This window comes from Pseudoalteromonas sp. SR41-1, assembly GCF_014164015.1.
Classification (GTDB): Bacteria; Pseudomonadota; Gammaproteobacteria; order Enterobacterales; family Alteromonadaceae; genus Pseudoalteromonas; species Pseudoalteromonas distincta.
Map to the genome: position 1 here is coordinate 25,541 of NZ_JACJEK010000011.1, position 16,771 is coordinate 42,311.

15 protein-coding genes and 1 other RNA gene are annotated in these 16,771 nt (G+C 40.8%); 14 read left to right on the top strand and 2 right to left on the bottom strand.

Features of this window, described 5'->3' with window-relative positions; genetic code table 11:
- The first annotated feature begins 484 nt into the window (after nucleotides 1–484).
- The 3 genes from H5118_RS11150 to H5118_RS11160 are packed head-to-tail and all read left to right on the top strand — an operon-like array spanning nucleotide 485 to nucleotide 6,286.
- Nucleotides 485–1,900, top strand: coding sequence for a TolC family protein (locus H5118_RS11150; RefSeq protein WP_182748824.1), 1,416 nt, complete (start codon nucleotides 485–487; stop codon nucleotides 1,898–1,900).
- The gene (locus tag H5118_RS11155; protein WP_182748826.1) at nucleotides 1,890–3,206 is read left to right on the top strand and encodes an efflux RND transporter periplasmic adaptor subunit; all 1,317 of its coding nucleotides are present in this window, start codon (nucleotides 1,890–1,892) and stop codon (nucleotides 3,204–3,206) included. Before H5118_RS11150 ends, H5118_RS11155 begins: the two co-directional genes overlap by 11 nt.
- A complete protein-coding gene (locus tag H5118_RS11160; RefSeq protein WP_182715610.1) occupies nucleotides 3,203–6,286 on the top strand; it encodes an efflux RND transporter permease subunit in 3,084 nt (1,027 codons plus the stop codon). The genes H5118_RS11155 and H5118_RS11160 overlap by 4 nt, the downstream gene beginning before the upstream one ends.
- Before the next feature lie 137 nt (nucleotides 6,287–6,423).
- Here the strand turns inward: H5118_RS11160 and ssrS are convergent.
- A non-coding RNA gene (gene ssrS, locus H5118_RS11165) (6S RNA) lies at nucleotides 6,424–6,606 on the bottom strand.
- A 193-nt stretch (nucleotides 6,607–6,799) separates the two neighbouring features.
- Here ssrS and H5118_RS11170 point away from each other — a divergent pair.
- The 4 genes from H5118_RS11170 to H5118_RS11185 are packed head-to-tail and all read left to right on the top strand — an operon-like array spanning nucleotide 6,800 to nucleotide 11,080.
- Nucleotides 6,800–7,363 carry a UPF0149 family protein gene (locus tag H5118_RS11170; protein ID WP_002962745.1) on the top strand — a complete coding sequence of 188 codons (564 nt, stop codon included), beginning with the start codon at nucleotides 6,800–6,802 and terminating at the stop codon, nucleotides 7,361–7,363.
- A 28-nt stretch (nucleotides 7,364–7,391) separates the two neighbouring features.
- Nucleotides 7,392–8,714 carry a Xaa-Pro aminopeptidase gene (gene pepP / locus H5118_RS11175; protein WP_182748828.1) on the top strand — a complete coding sequence of 441 codons (1,323 nt, stop codon included), beginning with the start codon at nucleotides 7,392–7,394 and terminating at the stop codon, nucleotides 8,712–8,714.
- A gap of 15 nt (nucleotides 8,715–8,729) precedes the next feature.
- Nucleotides 8,730–9,917, top strand: coding sequence for a 2-octaprenyl-6-methoxyphenyl hydroxylase (gene ubiH, locus H5118_RS11180; protein ID WP_182748830.1), 1,188 nt, complete (start codon nucleotides 8,730–8,732; stop codon nucleotides 9,915–9,917).
- Nucleotides 9,914–11,080 carry an FAD-dependent monooxygenase gene (locus tag H5118_RS11185; RefSeq protein WP_182748832.1) on the top strand — a complete coding sequence of 389 codons (1,167 nt, stop codon included), beginning with the start codon at nucleotides 9,914–9,916 and terminating at the stop codon, nucleotides 11,078–11,080. Before ubiH ends, H5118_RS11185 begins: the two co-directional genes overlap by 4 nt.
- A gap of 267 nt (nucleotides 11,081–11,347) precedes the next feature.
- Here the strand turns inward: H5118_RS11185 and H5118_RS11190 are convergent, their stop codons facing one another.
- Nucleotides 11,348–12,547 carry an alpha/beta hydrolase gene (locus tag H5118_RS11190; RefSeq protein ID WP_182748833.1) on the bottom strand — a complete coding sequence of 400 codons (1,200 nt, stop codon included), beginning with the start codon at nucleotides 12,545–12,547 and terminating at the stop codon, nucleotides 11,348–11,350.
- Between the two features lie 376 nt (nucleotides 12,548–12,923).
- Between H5118_RS11190 and rpsF the strand changes: the two genes are divergently transcribed.
- From rpsF to H5118_RS11225, 7 genes are all read left to right on the top strand, one after another.
- On the top strand, nucleotides 12,924–13,265 hold the full coding sequence (gene rpsF / locus H5118_RS11195) for a 30S ribosomal protein S6 (protein ID WP_002962750.1): 342 nt from the start codon (nucleotides 12,924–12,926) through the stop codon (nucleotides 13,263–13,265).
- A 43-nt stretch (nucleotides 13,266–13,308) separates the two neighbouring features.
- Nucleotides 13,309–13,626, top strand: a complete 318-nt coding sequence (gene priB / locus H5118_RS11200; protein ID WP_004588456.1) for a primosomal replication protein N — start codon at nucleotides 13,309–13,311, stop codon at nucleotides 13,624–13,626.
- 12 nt (nucleotides 13,627–13,638) lie between these two features.
- The gene (gene rpsR, locus H5118_RS11205; protein WP_002962753.1) at nucleotides 13,639–13,866 is read left to right on the top strand and encodes a 30S ribosomal protein S18; all 228 of its coding nucleotides are present in this window, start codon (nucleotides 13,639–13,641) and stop codon (nucleotides 13,864–13,866) included.
- 35 nt (nucleotides 13,867–13,901) lie between these two features.
- Nucleotides 13,902–14,354 carry a 50S ribosomal protein L9 gene (gene rplI / locus H5118_RS11210; protein WP_002962755.1) on the top strand — a complete coding sequence of 151 codons (453 nt, stop codon included), beginning with the start codon at nucleotides 13,902–13,904 and terminating at the stop codon, nucleotides 14,352–14,354.
- 437 nt (nucleotides 14,355–14,791) lie between these two features.
- Nucleotides 14,792–15,340, top strand: coding sequence for an RNA polymerase sigma factor (locus tag H5118_RS11215; protein ID WP_002963053.1), 549 nt, complete (start codon nucleotides 14,792–14,794; stop codon nucleotides 15,338–15,340).
- Nucleotides 15,327–15,809, top strand: coding sequence for a hypothetical protein (locus tag H5118_RS11220; RefSeq protein WP_182748835.1), 483 nt, complete (start codon nucleotides 15,327–15,329; stop codon nucleotides 15,807–15,809). The genes H5118_RS11215 and H5118_RS11220 overlap by 14 nt, the downstream gene beginning before the upstream one ends.
- Nucleotides 15,810–15,818: 9 nt before the next feature.
- Nucleotides 15,819–16,757, top strand: coding sequence for a DUF4097 family beta strand repeat-containing protein (locus tag H5118_RS11225; RefSeq protein ID WP_182748837.1), 939 nt, complete (start codon nucleotides 15,819–15,821; stop codon nucleotides 16,755–16,757).
- Nucleotides 16,758–16,771: the final 14 nt, after the last annotated feature.

A 16,771-nucleotide genomic window follows, 5' to 3' on the forward strand; every position in this document is an offset into this window, starting at 1 on the left:
TTTATTTTAGGTAACTTGAAGCAACTGACTTGTAATCAGTAGTCTGTATAAGTTACCCGCTCGACTTTGTTAGTCGGCACCATTTATTTAAAAGCCTCGCTTATAGCGGGGCTTTTTTGTTTCTATATGTCTAATACTAATCCGCAATAATACTTAATTAATTTGAGTGATTAAATCTGCCGTCAACTGCGTTAAAAATTTCTGATACAAGACAAAAATAACGAAATTTTTGCCTTGTTATCGACACGATTTTCTTACCTCAAAATAGATCACTTAATTAAGCGAATTAGGTATAATCTTTTAGATACACTACAAAAAGTTAATTTTAGTATTAAAAATTGCTGATCATTTACTCATTTTTACCGTATAACTGGCTATTATGTTAATTCATCGCTAGCTATGTAATGTTATGTAAAGTAAGTTGAGCAAAATTTGCCAAAGTGCTTGAATTACGTTCATAAATAGCAGTAATTTAGGTTTAATTATGATTTGGCAATGCAAGCCAACCCTACTGGCAATTAGTGTGATGCTGCTGAGCGGCTGTGCGAGTGATTTAAACTCGTCTCAGCGCATGCAAGTCCCTAATAATATGCCTCAGCAATGGCAGCAAGAAGCATCAAGCTCAGTATTAAAAGTACAAGAGCAATGGCTTACACAATTACAAAATCCTACGCTTAATAAATTTGTACAACAAGCACTTAAAAATAACCAACAGCTTTTGCAAACGAGTTATGATGTTGAAATTCAAAAGCAGCAACTTATAGTCTCGGGCGCTGCACTTTGGCCAAGCCTTGATTTATCAACACGTACAAGCCGTAGTAAAGACAACCGCCCTGTAAGTTACGACAACGCAAGCTCAGCTAGTTTAAACTTAACTTACGAGGTTGATTTATGGGGTAAGCTCTCTGACGCCAAGCGCGAAGCTAATCTTAACTATTTAGCTCAGCAGGCACGGTTTGAGCAAGCTAAACAGCAACTTGTTGCTGATGTAGTAACAGGTTGGTTTGATGTGGTTACGGCGCAGCAATTACTGGATTTATTTAAGCGTCGCGAAGCCAACTCACAACAAAATCTCGATATTATTGAAGCTGGCTATCGCCAAGGCATAAACGAAGCGCTCGATGTGTATTTAGCGCGTAATGAGCTTAATAATGAACGCTCTCGCATTGCCACTCAAACAGCGAGTTTATCGGCGTCAGCACGTTCACTTGAGCGTTTACTTGGTGAATACCCAAAAGGCGCTATTACTGCTAGTAGTGACTTACCTGTTATTAATACCGATATTCCTCTAGGATTACCTTCTGAGCTTATAACGCGAAAACCTACTCTACGTGCAAGTTGGTATGAGCTTTTAGCAGCCGACGCATCATTGGCATATGCGCACAAACAACGCTTTCCAAGTTTAGATTTAACAGCTTCATTAAGTGATAGTACAGACAGAGTAAGCGACTTGTTTTCTCCATCAAGCCTTGCATGGTCTTTGTTAGGTAGTATTTCAGCGCCACTTTTTGAAGGTGGGCGCTTAAAAGCCAACGAAGAAATAGCGCGTCTTAATACTCAAAAGCAAGAGCAGCTTTATTTACAAACGCTTTATGACGCATTTGGTGATGTTGAAAATGCAATTTCGCAGCAGCAGTCCCTCAAAGCTCAATATACAAGCACGTTAGAGGCACAAGAAAACGCACTTGCTGCAGAGCAATTGTCGTTTGAGCAGTATCAAAGTGGCTTGGTAACTTACACGACAGTGCTTGATGCCCAAGACCGTTCTTTTGACGCGCAAAGCTCCTTAATCGATATTAAAAACCAATTAATAGCCAATAGAATTAACCTACACATTGCCCTTGGTGGTGATTTTGCAAAGCCCTCAAGTGAACTAAAGAGCAATAACGATGAAAACTAAAACAGCAAAAATTATTATTCCAGCGGTGGTTATTGTTGCCACAATTTTAATTGTTATGTTTATTAAGGGGAATCCACCAGAGGCTAAACGCTTTGGGACACCTCCTAAGGCATCAATAAGTGTGGCTGCGCTTGAGCTAAAACCACAAAATTATCAAGTTATGATAGACAGCTACGGTACGGTAAAACCACGTACACAAAGTTTGTTAGTGGCTCAGGCATCTGGGCAAATAATTGAAGTAAGTGATGACTTTAGAGAAGGCGGTTTTTTTGAAAAAGGCGATGTACTTTTAAAACTAGACGACAGAGATCATCAGGCTGAAGTTAAATCTGCTCAAGCCAATTTATTAACCGCAGAGCAAGGTTTGCTAGAAGAGAAGGCGCGTGGGCAACAAGCCATTACCGATTGGAAGCGCCTTGGCGGCTCAAATCAGGCAAGCAGCTTAGTACTACGTGAGCCACAACTAGCAGCCGCTGAAGCTGAGGTTTTATCGGCTCAGGCAGCACTTGAAAAAGCGATGCTTGATTTAGAGCGCACTAAAGTAACGGCGCCATATGCGGGGCGTATACTTAGCCGCAGTGTTGATTTAGGGCAAGTTGTTACTAACAACACACAGTTAGCAACCATTTACGCAATCGATAGCGTTGAGATTCGCTTACCAATTAAAAATAAAGATCTCCCATTTGTAAATTTACCAGAGCAGTATCGCGATGGTGCTAAAAACCAAGCGGGTTCATTTGTTAAATTTACTTCTGACTTAGTAGGTGAGCAAACGTGGCAAGGGCAATTAGCACGCACAGAAGGTGCTATAGATGAAGGCGCACAGCAGCTTTATGTAGTTGCTAAAATTAATGACCCGTATAAAGCAACAGCAAATAACCAGTACCCTATAAAAATTGGGCAGTATATAAAAGCGCAAATTACCGGCAGAACAGTATCTAACGCACTTATAATTCCTAACAGTACAATTTATCAAGGAACGTACGTTTACATTGTTGAAGGTGGCGTACTTAAGCGCAAAGACATCACACTAGCTTGGCAAAATGCGACTCAGGCGATGATAAAAACCGGTTTAAACGCAAATGATAAGCTTGTTATTACTCCACTTGGCCAAGTAAGTTCAGGAACTCAAGTAAGTATTTTAGGTGAACAAAGCGCAGATCAACCTAAAAGCCGTGGAGTGAATGGGCAAGGTAAGGGAAAGCGCCCGACTCCAGAGCAGCTTGAACAAAAAGCAAAAGAGCTTGGTATAAGTGTTGAAGAGTTAAAAAAACGCCGTCCAGCAAAGCAAGGAGATAAGCCATGATAGCTTGGTTTGCCAAAAACCATGTTGCTGCTAATTTATTGCTAGTAACGTTGCTGCTGTCGGGGCTTTTTAGTTTATCGACTAAAATACCGCTTGAAGTATTCCCTTCATTCGAAACCGACATGATAAGCGTGAACGTAAGTTTGCGCGGCTCAACACCAGAGGATGTAGAGCAAGGCGTAACAATTCGTATAGAAGAAGCCGTACAAGATTTAGAAGGTATTAAGCAAATATTTAGCCGCTCTTCTGAAGGCTCAGGCTCTGTAACAATTGAAGTTGAAACGGGCTACGACCCGCGTGAGCTTTTAGCTGATATTAAAAGTCGTGTAGATGCAATTAATACCTTTCCAGCGGATGCTGAAAAGCCAATAGTCGCGCTTGCGGAACGAATTCGCGAAGTTATCGCGGTTACCGTATCAAGTGATTACGGCGAAAAAGAAACCCGTGAATACGCAGAAACAGTACGCGATCAAATTCTACGTTTACCAAATGTGACGCAGGTAGAGCTAAGTGGTGTTCGTGATTACGAAATTGCCATTGAAGTAAGCCAAGACGTTCTTCGCCAATACGATTTAAGCCTTGCACAAATATCGAGTGCCATTGCTAATTCAAGCTCTGATATTTCTGCTGGTAACTTAAAAACTGAAGGTGGGGACGTACTTATAAGCTCTAAAGGGCAAGCATATCGTAAAGATGAATTTGCCAATATTGTTGTTAAAAACCAAGCTGACGGCACGATTATTCGTTTAGGCGATATTGCAATAATTAAAGACGATTTTGAAGAAACCCCAGTACGTACTCGCTTTAATGGTAAGCAGGCTGCATTTATCGACGTATATCGAATTGGTCCGCAAAGTGCGATTACTGTTGCTGACGAAGTTAAAAATTACATACAAGAGCAACAAAGTTCCCTCCCACAAGGATTTGAACTAAGTTACTGGGATGATGATTCGGAGCTGGTTAAAAGTCGAATTGCCACACTAACGACCAATGCCCTACAAGGCGGTATTTTAGTACTTGCTTTACTTACTTTGTTTTTACGACCTGCAATTGCATTTTGGGTATTTATTGGTATTCCGGTTTCGTTTATGGGCGCGTTTATAGCGATGCCTATATTTGGCGTAACCCTTAATATTATGAGCTTATTTGGCTTTATATTAGTACTTGGGATTGTTGTTGATGACGCCATAGTTACTGGCGAAAATGTCTATACCCATTTAAAAACAGCTAAGTCGGGGGAGCAGGCTGCAATTTTAGGTACTCAAGAAGTCGCAACACCAGTAACATTTGGTGTATTAACTACCGTTGCCGCCTTTTTACCTTTGGCCTTTATTGAAGGGGCGCGCGGTGCTTTGTTTGCACAAATACCGGTAGTGGTTATTCCGGTATTATTGTTTTCATTGATTGAATCTAAATTTGTACTACCCGCACATTTAAAATATATAAAACTACGCCACGAAAAAGGCGAACCTTCAAAGTTTGATGTTATTCAACAGCGTTTTGCAGATGGATTTGAAAACGCGATTTTAAAATATTATCAACCAACTTTAAATTTAGCACTGCGCCATAAATTGGCTTCGGTAAGTTTGTTTGTTGGTGTGTTTATAATAATTTTAACCATGATCACTAGTGGTTGGACTAAGTTTGTATTTTTCCCGCGTATACCAAGCGAAACAGTCCGCGTTAACTTAACACTACCAACAGGTACGCCGTTTGAAGTCACTAATAAATACGTAATTGATATGTCGCAAAAGGCGCAGCAATTACAAGAAAAATACCGCGACCCAGATACAGGTGAAAGCGTTATTTTAAATATATTAGCCACAACAGGCGGGCGTGGTGGTGTATCTAATTCAGGTTCTGTACGCTTTGAAATAACACCGGCTGAAAAGCGTGAATCAGACATAGGATCAAGAGAGCTTGCCAGCGAATGGCGCGATTTAATTGGTGTCATTCCAGGCGCTGAAAGCTTAACGTTTAGAGCTGAAATTGGCCGAAGTTCTGACCCAATTGATGTTCAGCTTAGCGGGACTTCGTTGACTATTTTACAAGACGTGGCTGATCACATTAAAACCCGTTTATCGACCTACCCAACGGTATTTGATATTGCCGATAGCATGTCTGATGGTAAAGAAGAGTTACAAATAGAGCTTACGCAGCAAGGCTTAGCGCTGGGCTTAAATAGAGTCAATGTTGCAGGTCAAGTGCGTAACTCGTTCTTTGGCTCGCAAGTCCAACGTATTCAGCGCGGCCGTGACGATGTACGTGTAATGGTTCGCTTGCCTATAGACGAGCGCCGCTCAGTTGCCGATTTACAAAATATACTCATCAATACACCTACTGGTGGTTCGGTGCCATTATCGCATGTTGCAACCCTTACCGCAGGGCAAAGCCCGTCAACTATTAACCGAATAGACCGCTACCGTACTTTAAATGTAACAGCGGATATCGAAAAAAATAACACCAACATGACCATACTTCAGGCTGACCTAACGGAGTATTTAGATGAGTTAATGCAACAATACCCTGGAGTAGATTATAAACTAGAAGGTGAGGCTAAAGAGCAGCGAGAGTCGTTTGGGTCATTGGCTTGGGCGCTTGTGTTTGTATTTTTCATAATTTATGCGCTATTAGCGATACCGCTTAAGTCTTACTTACAGCCAATTATAGTAATGAGTGTAATTCCATTTGGCATGATAGGTGCTGTAGTCGGGCATTGGATTATGGGCATGGATTTAACCATTATGAGCTTGCTTGGTATGCTCGCTTTAACTGGGGTGGTAGTAAATGACTCCCTTGTACTAGTTGATTTTATCAATAAAAAGCGCAGCGAAGGCGGCAAATTACTAGATGCGGTTAAAATTGCAGGTGCATCGCGTTTTCGCCCTGTAATGCTAACTAGTTTAACGACCTTTATTGGCTTAATGCCGTTATTATTTGAAAAAGCGACTCAGGCGCAGTTTTTAATACCTATGGCGGTAAGTCTAGGGTTTGGGATTATTTTTGCGACCTTTATTACTTTATTGTTAGTGCCAATAAACTACATGATGATGGAGCGCTTTCAAGGTTGGTTTAAGTAAATAAGCGTAAGCATTTAAAATTTAGCTGTAAGTAAGAAATTGCTTGCAGCTTTTTTTTGCCAAAAATTATAAAAATAATGTACGAAGGTATAGCAAAAAAATGAATAAGTAATAAGAGGGAGTATAAAAATAAGAAGGTGTTCCCCAAGATACGGTACCCGGTTTCAGTCCTGAAACCAGAAGGTTTCAGGGCGGAAATCTGCGGTTTACCGTAGGCTTCTCGGTACATGCCGAGCTTGCACAATAGTAGACGAACAGAAATCCTGGTATAAAATTTATCGGCTCAGGGACTTAACCAAGCTCCGGTACCCCAGGGAACAATTTAAGTATATAAGACATAATCCAATCCTTAAACCCTAAACGTAAAAAATTAAACCGTTCGCTTAGTTTTCCCGCACCTTTAACTCGTCATTTACTTTATCGCATGGTTTTTGAGCTTGATCATACAATTAATTGGAGTTGCTTTTTATCGAGTGGTAGCATTGCCTTAACTTGCAAAGCGAAGATTCGATTATGAACGATTTACCCGATTACGAAAAAGCTCAACTGCTTTTAGAAAAAAACGAAATATTTGTATCACCTGCCGAAGCGCATGGTGTAATTAGTGGTTTACTTGCGTGTGGTTTAACCATTGACGACAAAGAATACTTAGGCCTTTTGAGCGATGTGTTTAACGATGGTGAATCATTTAGTAACGATTTAAAGCAGTTTTTTGGCACTATTTATAAGCAAGTAGTTGCGAGCTTTAATGATGACGAATTTCAGTTTGATTTATTTTTACCAAACGATGACGAAACACTCATCGATCAGGCTAATGGCCTCGTATCATGGGTAGCAGGGTTTATGCTTGGTTTTGGCTTAAAGCAAAAAGATTACGGTAAGTTATCAAGCGATGTTAAAGAGGTTATTACTGACTTTAGCGAAATCACTCGCCTAGATACCACTTTTGAAGAAACCGAAGAAGACAGCCAAGCGCTGCACGAAGTGATTGAATATGTGCGCGTATCAGCACTACTTTGTTTTGCAGAGCTTGGTAAAGAGCAAAACACGCAAAGTACTAAAAAAACACTTCATTAGTTTAAAAAGTTAAACGGGTTGGTTAATAATGGTTGAAGTACAAAAGTCAGAATTTAAAGCACGCCGTGAGCGTTTACTTGCGCAAATGGATAAAAATAGCGTTGCTATTATTCCCGCTGCGAGCGAAGTGACGCGTAGCCGCGATACCGAATATGCATTTAGACAAGATAGCGACTTTTTCTATTTAACAGGCTTTAACGAACCCGACGCTGTACTTGTACTATGTAACAACAGCGATGCACCCAGTACTTTATTTTGCCTAGATAAAGACAAGCTTGCAGAAATTTGGCATGGCCGCAGAGTTGGCTTTGATAAAGCTAAAAGCGACTACTTGTTTGATGAAGCTTACCCGTTAAGTGAATTAAACGATAAGCTGCTCGATATACTAAATGAAAAAGATGCGATTTATTTTGCACAAGGTGCTTATCCTTCATTTGATACCAAGGTGTTTACGTTACTAGGTACACTTAGAAGTGGTGCGCGAAAAGGCCTCAAAGCACCGAGTACTTTAAAAGAAATACGCGGCCTTATTCATGAAATGCGTTTGTTTAAATCGCCAAGCGAAGTAAATGTTATGCGAGAAGGCTGTGAAATTAGTGCGCGAGGGCATATGCGCGCTATGCGTTTTTCGCACCCCGGAGCTACTGAATTTCAGCTAGAGGCTGAGCTGCATCATCATTATGCCATGAATGGTGCGCCGCACCCTGCATACGGCACAATTGTTGGTAGTGGCGACAACGCCAATATTTTACATTACACGCAAAATAGCGACGTATTAAAAAATGGCGACCTGGTACTTATAGACTCCGGTTGTGAGCTACAAGGTTACGCCGCCGATATTACCCGTACTTTTGCAGTAAATGGACAATTTAGCGAAGAGCAAGCCGCGCTTTACAATATTGTACTTAAAGCGCAAGAAGTTGCCTTTGATGAAGTAAAACCAGGTGGTTACATGTCGCATGCTAATAAACTAGCAATGGAAGTAATGACTCAAGGTTTACTTGATTTAGGTATTTTAACCGGCGACTTTGACGAGCTAATGGCAAAAGGTGCATGTAAAGAATATTACATGCACGGGCTCGGGCATTGGCTTGGTTTAGATGTACATGATGTTGGCGATTACAAAGTAAATAACGTTGAGCGTGCATTTGAGCCCGGTATGGTACTCACCATAGAGCCTGGGCTTTATATCAGCGAAGACTCAAGCGCACCGCAAAAATATAAAGGCATTGGTATTCGTATCGAAGATAACTTGCTAGTTACCGAAACAGGCCATGAAAACTTGACCCTAAGCGTGCCTAAAAAAATTAGCGATATAGAAGCACTTATGCAAAGTGCTAAAAACGTATAAAGCTCGGAGAGTAAAGTGGCTAAGCAGTTTGATGTAGTTGTTATTGGCGGTGGTTTAGCGGGAGCAAGCTGCGCGTTAAGTGTTGCTAAAACTAATCCCGCGTTAAATATTGCCGTTGTAGAAGCGAATCAAGTAACCGGCGACTACCACCCAAGCTTTGACGACAGAAGTATTGCACTTGCTCAGCAATCGGTAGAGTATTTACAAAGCCTCAATTTATTTGAACAAAATGCTCCTTACACCGCAGCAATCAAAAAAGTGAGCGTGTCTGATAGAGGCCACTTTGGCAAAGCGCACATTAATTGCGACGAATTTGCTAAACCTTCACTTGGTTACGTAGTAGAAGTTAACCCATTTGGCCGAGCGCTTCACCTGCGTTTAACGCAGTCAAATATTACGCTTTTGTGCCCCGATAGCGTAATTGCCATTGAGCAAACCCTGCATAGCAATACACTCACCCTGCAAAGCGGCGAGCAATTAAGCGCAGCGCTATTGGTTATTGCTGATGGTGCACAATCACCCACACGTAATTTACTTGAGCTTGGCTTTAATACCCAGCCTTATGAACAAGGCGCAATTATTGCTAATGTAGAAGTGGCTGGTGGGCATAATAATCATGCCTTTGAGCGTTTTACACAAAGCGGGCCTATGGCGTTATTACCCATGAGCAATAACCGTTATTCGTTGGTGTGGTGTATGAACCAAGATCAGGTTGAACAGCATATGGCACTTAATGAACAAGACTTTATAAGTGCCCTACAAAGTGCGTTTGGTTATCGCGGTGGTCAATTTACTAAAGTAGGCATGCGCACGAGTTACCCGCTCGTTTACGGGCAAGTCGAGTCTTTGACTGCGCACCGTACAGTGGTTATTGGTAATGCTGCACATGCTATTCATCCTATTGCAGGACAAGGTTTTAATTTAGGCCTTCGCGACGTGCAAGTACTTAGTAATTTAATAGCAAACAGCCAACACGATATAGGCAGCTATGCGTTTACACGTGAATATTCAAAAAAGCGCAGTGATGATATAAAAACCGTAATGAGTTTAACCGATGCACTTGTTAGGCTTTTTTCAAACTCATCGCGAGTGCTCGCATTGGGGCGCAGTATTGGGTTGTTTTCGATGGATTTATTTCCCGCATTAAAAGCGCCATTAGCCAAACAGTTAATGGGGCAAGTTAAACAAGGTAGGCGTTTATGAAGCAAGCACAGGTTTGTATTGTAGGTGGTGGCTGCGTAGGGCTAACACTAGCACTTGGATTGGCAAAAGCCGATATAAGCGTCGTTGTACTCGACGGCGCACCAACACAAGCGTTGCCAACTGACGAATATGGTTTGCGCGTAAGTGCGCTAAGCATTGCAAGTCAAACCTTGCTTGAGCAATTAAATGTATGGCCAGAAATTATCGCACAGCGAGCGTGCGCTTATACGCATATGGATGTACGCGATGCCGACAGTTTTGGCAAAATAGCGTTTGATAACAAACAACTTGAGCTTGAGCATTTAGGCCATATTGTTGAAAACGACATTATCCGCTACGCGCTCATAAAAGAGTTGGAACAACAAAGTAGTGCCACGTTAATGTTCGATACACAGTATCAGCAAATACATCAAAGCGAATCAGATGTATTTATAACGCTTAAAAGCGGCGAGCCAATTATTGCAAAACTGCTGGTGGCCGCTGATGGGGCAAACTCAGCTATTCGCAAACAATTTAATATGGCGCTTAGCTTTAAAGATTACGATCACCATGCGCTAGTCGCAACCGTAAAAACCAAAGAGCCGCACGCAAATACCGCACGCCAAGTGTTTTTACCAACCGGGCCGCTGGCATTTTTACCTCTGAGCGATGCAAATACCCATTCAATAGTATGGTCTACTAGCCCCAACCACTGCGATGAGCTGCTTGCAATGGACGACAGTGCCTTTAATAAAGCTGTTATGGCTGCAATAGATGGCCAATGCGGGCTATGTGAAGTGCAAAGTGCGCGCGCAGCTTTCCCACTTAAAATGCGCTACGCTCAGCAATGGGTTTCAGGCAAAGTGGTACTCATTGGCGATGCTGCACATACAATCCATCCACTTGCAGGGCTTGGTATGAACTTAGGCCTAAAAGACGCCGCTTATTTAATTGAGCTTTTAACAAGTAATAATAAAGAATTTGCAAGCACGCGTACACTGCGCGATTACGAGCGTACCCGTAAGCTCGATGCGCAAAAGCACATAGCTATGATGCAAGGGTTAAAAGAGCTATTTGAAGGTGCAAATCCGGTTAAAAAACTTATCCGCGGAGTAGGGCTATCATTAGTTGATAATTTAGGCCCAATAAAACACCTGTTCGCCAAAGAAGCGATAGGCAAATAAGTAGGTTGGGTTGAGCGAAGCGAAACCCAACGGATAAAGTAAAGTGATGAGCTTGATTAAAAAACTGATGTTTAATTTAAACATCGGTTTTTGTTTTATGGTGGTTTTAAATATATTAAAAGCTTCGCTTTTCACGCGAGCAAGCTCGGCGTCTACATGCAAAGTTTAACACTGAGCTTAATTTTACCTGTAGGCGTTTAGCTTGCTGACGCGACGAGCGTAGCTCGTAATTACTATCGTTAGCTAAAAAGTGCTTTGTTAAATCAGTTACAAATTCTCTTGTGCTTCATTCACCATATCTTTGAGTGCATCAATTAACTGCGGGTCGCGTGAGTTTTGCTTAGCAAGTTCTAATGCGTGTTTCATACTGGTGACGGCCTCTTTGAACTGCTTATTTGCAGTATAGCCTTGCGATAAACGCATGTGAGAATAGGCTGCATTTGGGTAATGGGTAGTAAAGTGTTTAAACGTGGTAACAGCTTTAGCTGTGTTACCAAATTTTTGCTGGCTATGAGCAAATTCTACATATACATCTTGTGGAATTTTAAGCTCAAACCCGTACTTATCACTCAGTGCTTTGTAATAACCTGTAATAAGCGATACATCAGCAAATCTTCCGTGCTCGTCAGTAACGTTAAAAATTAGGTCGCCAAATAAGTGAATTAGGCTATCGCTAAGGGCTGGTAGTATGGTGCCCATATGACTAAAAGTAGGGTAATGCTTATATTCCCATTTTAGCTGTGTTGGCATTTGTTGTTCTAAATTTACTAAAGTATTTAATACACCGGTATAAAAGCGTGACCCTTCACTTGCTACACTAATAAATAACGATTGACCGCCTTTAGGGCTTTTAGTGTATTTTATAATATTATTTTTTAATTCTTCATCACTCCACCAACTGTTTGGGCTTATAGCTATATAGTTATTAAATAACTCAGGCTGATTAACTAAAGTATAAAGCGCTAAAGTACCTGCATTAGAGTGGCCAATTAACGTGTTGTAGCCGTTAGTTGAGTAGTTAGAATTTATGTATGGCATAAGTTCGTCAGAAACAAATTTCAAAAACTCGTCAGTTTGCCCCGCTTCAGGCCATTTATTTTTTACAAAGGTTTGAAACTCAGTTTTAGGCTCACCATCTACTTTAGGTAAGTAATCACGAACGCGGTTAGTTGTATCAATACCAACAAGCAAGGCATTAGGTATCTGCTCGTAATCAACAAGGGATTTAATAACACCAGACGCCGTATGAAAGTGCTCAACACCATCAAGTAAATAAATAACATAAAGCGGCTGATCGTCTTTTACAGTGTCAGGTATGAAAATTTTAATGGGTCTGTCTTCGTTAAGTATTTTTGATTGCAGAATGACTTTTTTACCAACGGTTATGTCAGTTGTATTGGTTTTTGCGTGGCTTAAAAATGGTGTACTAAAAGTAAGTATTAATACAAGCGATAGTAAGAGCTTCATAAATATCCTTATTTAATAATGTATTGCTTAATAATTGCACGGCTTTAAGTTTGAGTAAATACTTATATTTTGAGGCAGGTGTTAGACTTAAGTAATTCAAAGCTGCGCTTTTTTATGCGCGCAAGCTTGGCGTATATGATAAATATTAAACTACGAGGTTAGCTTTTCCTTTAGGCCTAAGGCTTGCTAACGGGATGAGCGAAGCTCGCAATAATTGCCTTTAAACTCTTATCTATAAAAGCTTAAAAAACCTGCTTGCTTAATTATCCGTCTAAGCGTAAAATGCGCGCTCATTTCGGCTTTTAAACTATTAATTCCTTGCCTTAAACCGACCGGCCGAAACGGTAGAAGGCTCTATTAACCGTAAGGAATATCCATGCGTCATTACGAAATCGTATTCATGGTTCACCCTGATCAGAGTGAGCAAGTAACTGGTATGATCGAACGTTATACTGGTTCTATCACTGAAGCTGGTGGTACTATCCACCGTCTTGAAGACTGGGGCCGCCGTCAACTGGCTTACCCAATCAACAAGCTTCATAAAGCTCATTATGTTCTTATGAACGTTGAAGCACCTACTGAAGTAATCAGCGAGCTAGAAACTACTTTCCGCTACAACGATGCAGTGCTTCGTAACTTAGTTATGCGTACTAAAAATGCTGTAACTGAAGCGTCTCCTCTTGCAAGAGAAGAGAAGAAAGAAGCACCAGCTGCTTAATTGTTTTGAGTCCTAGCATGGCATGTAGTCAGCAGTTATTATAATGGTTAGCCCATATATGAATCAGCTGGTTATATCTGGGGTAGTTTGTAAAACTCCCAAGTTTAGCCAAAGCCCTGCTGGCATCCCGCATTGTATTTTTGTTGTAGAACATAAATCAATGCAAACTGAAGCAGACCTTAACCGTAATAGTTATGTGAGGCTTCAGGTAGTTGCCAGTGGAAAGCAAATGCAACAACAGACTCAACATTTGCACGTTGGGCAGGCATTGCAAGTGAGTGGTTTTTTAAATCGCCACGAAGGTCGTAACGGCCTTAGCCAATTGGTTTTGCATGCTCAGCATATAGAAAGAATTATTTGAGGAATTAATCTCATGGCACGTTATTTCAGACGTCGTAAGTTCTGCCGCTTTAAAGCGGAAGGCGTACAACAAATCGATTACAAAGATCTAGCTACTCTTAGAAACTATGTTACAGAAAGTGGCAAAATCGTACCTAGCCGTATCACAGGTACTAGCGCTAAATACCAGCGCCAGCTAGCAACTGCTATTAAGCGTGCTCGCTACTTAGCCCTTCTTCCATACACTGACTTACATAAGTAAGCAGCGGATTAACAGTTTTTAAAAGGTGTAGAAACATGCAAGTTATTCTACTAGATAAGATCGCTAACCTAGGTAGCCTAGGTGAACAGGTTGTAGTTAAATCTGGTTTCGCACGTAACTTCCTTTTCCCGCAAGGTAAGGCAGTTCCTGCGACTAAAGCTAACATTGAAACGTTTGACGCTCGTCGTGCAGAACTTGAAGCGAAAATCGCTGAACAGTTAGTTGCTGCACAAGCACGCGCTGAAAAACTAGAAGCATTAGCAGAAGTTACATTAGTATCTAAAGCTGGTGACGAAGGTAAGTTATTCGGTTCAATCGGTACTCGTGACATCGCTGACGCTATCTCAGCTGTTGGTGTTGAAGTTGCTAAGTCAGAAGTTCGTTTGCCTCTAGGTACTATCCGTGAGACTGGTGAATTTGACGTATCAATTTCAGTTCACTCAGACGTAACGGCTACTATCAAAGTAATCGTAATCGCTGAAGCTTAATTTTTAATTAAGCTAAAAAAGCCGTGCTATTAGCACGGCTTTTTTGTGCCTATAATTTGGCTAACTTCATTAGTTGAGGGCACAGTTAAATAATACCAATCCGCAATAATACTTAATCATTTTGCGGGGCTAAACGTGTCGCTACCTGTGTTAAAAAATTCTCATTTACGACTGCATGGATGCAGAAGGTAGAGCAATGCAGGAGCAATTGCCGAGAACAACTAAATAGCGAATTTTTTGTCTAGCTATCAACACGTTTTTCCATCCTCAAAATAGATCACTTAATTAAGCGAATTGGTATAAAGCCTCGTATAAGCCCCTTTTTTATTCAATTATTTTTTCATTCCTTTTAAACCTTTTCGAACTGTCATTACGTCTAACTTATCAATACACTTAAATAGCAACTCAACAATAATAATTAAAAGGCGGCATCACGGATGTTACACGTTAAACCCGAACCAACGCCTTTGTGCGAAGCTGCACTCATTGAGCGAGTTAAATCGGGTGATCAAGGCGCATACACAACGCTTTATGAGTTACATATAAAACGAGTATACGGTTTATGTTTACGCTTATTAGCAGACCAAGCACACGCCGAAGACGCCGCCCAAGAGGTATTTGTACAGGTATGGCATAAAATAGCATTATTTGATGGGCGTTCGCAGTTTTCTACTTGGCTATATAGTGTTGCCAGTAATGTAGCGATAAGTTATCTGCGCAAGCAAAAAAACTGGTTACAAAAAGTAGTAAGTATTGAACACAGCGGTATGGATGAGCAATCAGCTAACGACTGCAAAGGCTTAAATGGCCTCGATAAGTTAATAGTAAGGCTTCCTGAGCGCGCACGTATGGTATTTGTATTATTTGCTATTGAAGGTTATAGGCACGAGGAAATCGCGGAGCAATTAGGTATGGCTGTTGGTTCAAGTAAGTCACAATATCATCGTGCTAGGCAGTTATTACAAGAGTGGTATGAAAATGAGTAAACCAAACTTTAACGACTACTTAAACAAGTCATTAAGCACGCTTGATAAAGAAATTACGCCACAAAAAGATTTATGGGCGGGGATTGAGCGAGCAATTGTTAATAATAAGCAGAACCCAAACCGCACTATTATTTGGCCAAAACTAACGGCAATAGCAGCGTGTACTGTGGCTGCTTTAATTGCTGTTAATATATTTTTTATAGCACCTGAACCACAGCCCGTAGTGGCTATAAGTGATTACTTTTCGGATAAAAAAAATAGTTTGTTAGTTGAATACGAAAATAAAGAAGCATTAACCACTAACTGGCAAACGCAACTACAAGAACTTGAAGAAGCTGAGCAAGCAATAAAGCAAGCTCTTGAAAACGAACCACAAAACCAAGCGCTACTGACAATGTTAGCGCAAATATATCAACAACAACTTGATTTAATTAACAAGGTGCACGCGCCACGTTGGCAGCACATTTAGGAGTACGATATGAAAGCGATTTTATTAGGACTGAGCTTATTTCCACTGGCGGCATTTGCGGGTGAAAAAATAGATAAGCAAATAGACGTACCAAGTGGCGGCACTATTTTTATTGAAAACCAACGCGGTGATATACATATTACAGGCTGGGATATAAACGAATTTAAAGTATCTGGCGAGCTTGATGATAAAGCACAGGGTTATGAGCTTAAAACAAGTGGTGATAAAACACAGTTTATTGTAAAAATGCCCCGTAAATCAAATTGGGGCAATAGTGGTGACGGCTCAAACCTAACTATATTTATGCCTAAAAGCAGTAGTTTAGAGTTTGCTGGCGTTAATGTATCGGTGACTGCAAAGGAGCTTAAAAACGGCGCAGAAGTTGATGTGGTTAACGGCGAAATTACGGTAGATGATATTACTGGCAACATTAAGCTCACCACTGTAAATGGTGATGTGAACGCTGAGAACTTAAACGGGAATATTCAGTTTGAAACCGTAAATGGTGAAATTAACGATAGGCAATCAAGTGGTGAGCTGCGTTTTAGCGCTGTTAATGGTGATATTAAATCAACTTCAAGCGCTAATGATGTACGCCTTGAAAACGTAAATGGCGATATAGAATTTACGCTATCGGCTATTAAAAACCTACGTATTAATACGGTCAATGGCGAAGCAGAAGTACAGATTAACGAGCTTTTAAAAGGCGGTGATGTACGTTTTGAATCAGTAAGTGGTGATGCCGACTTTTATTTCCCACAAAGTGTATCAGCAAAGTTTGAAATTAAAGCCCATGCTAATGGTAAAATCATTAACAAAGTCAGTAGTGACAAAGTCAGTAAAGCTAAATATGGCCCAGCCAGTGATTTAGAGTTTAGTATTAATGGCGGTAATGCAAATGTTGAAATGGATACCATAAGTGGACGAATAGAGCTTCGTACCAAATAACACTCATTCCCCAT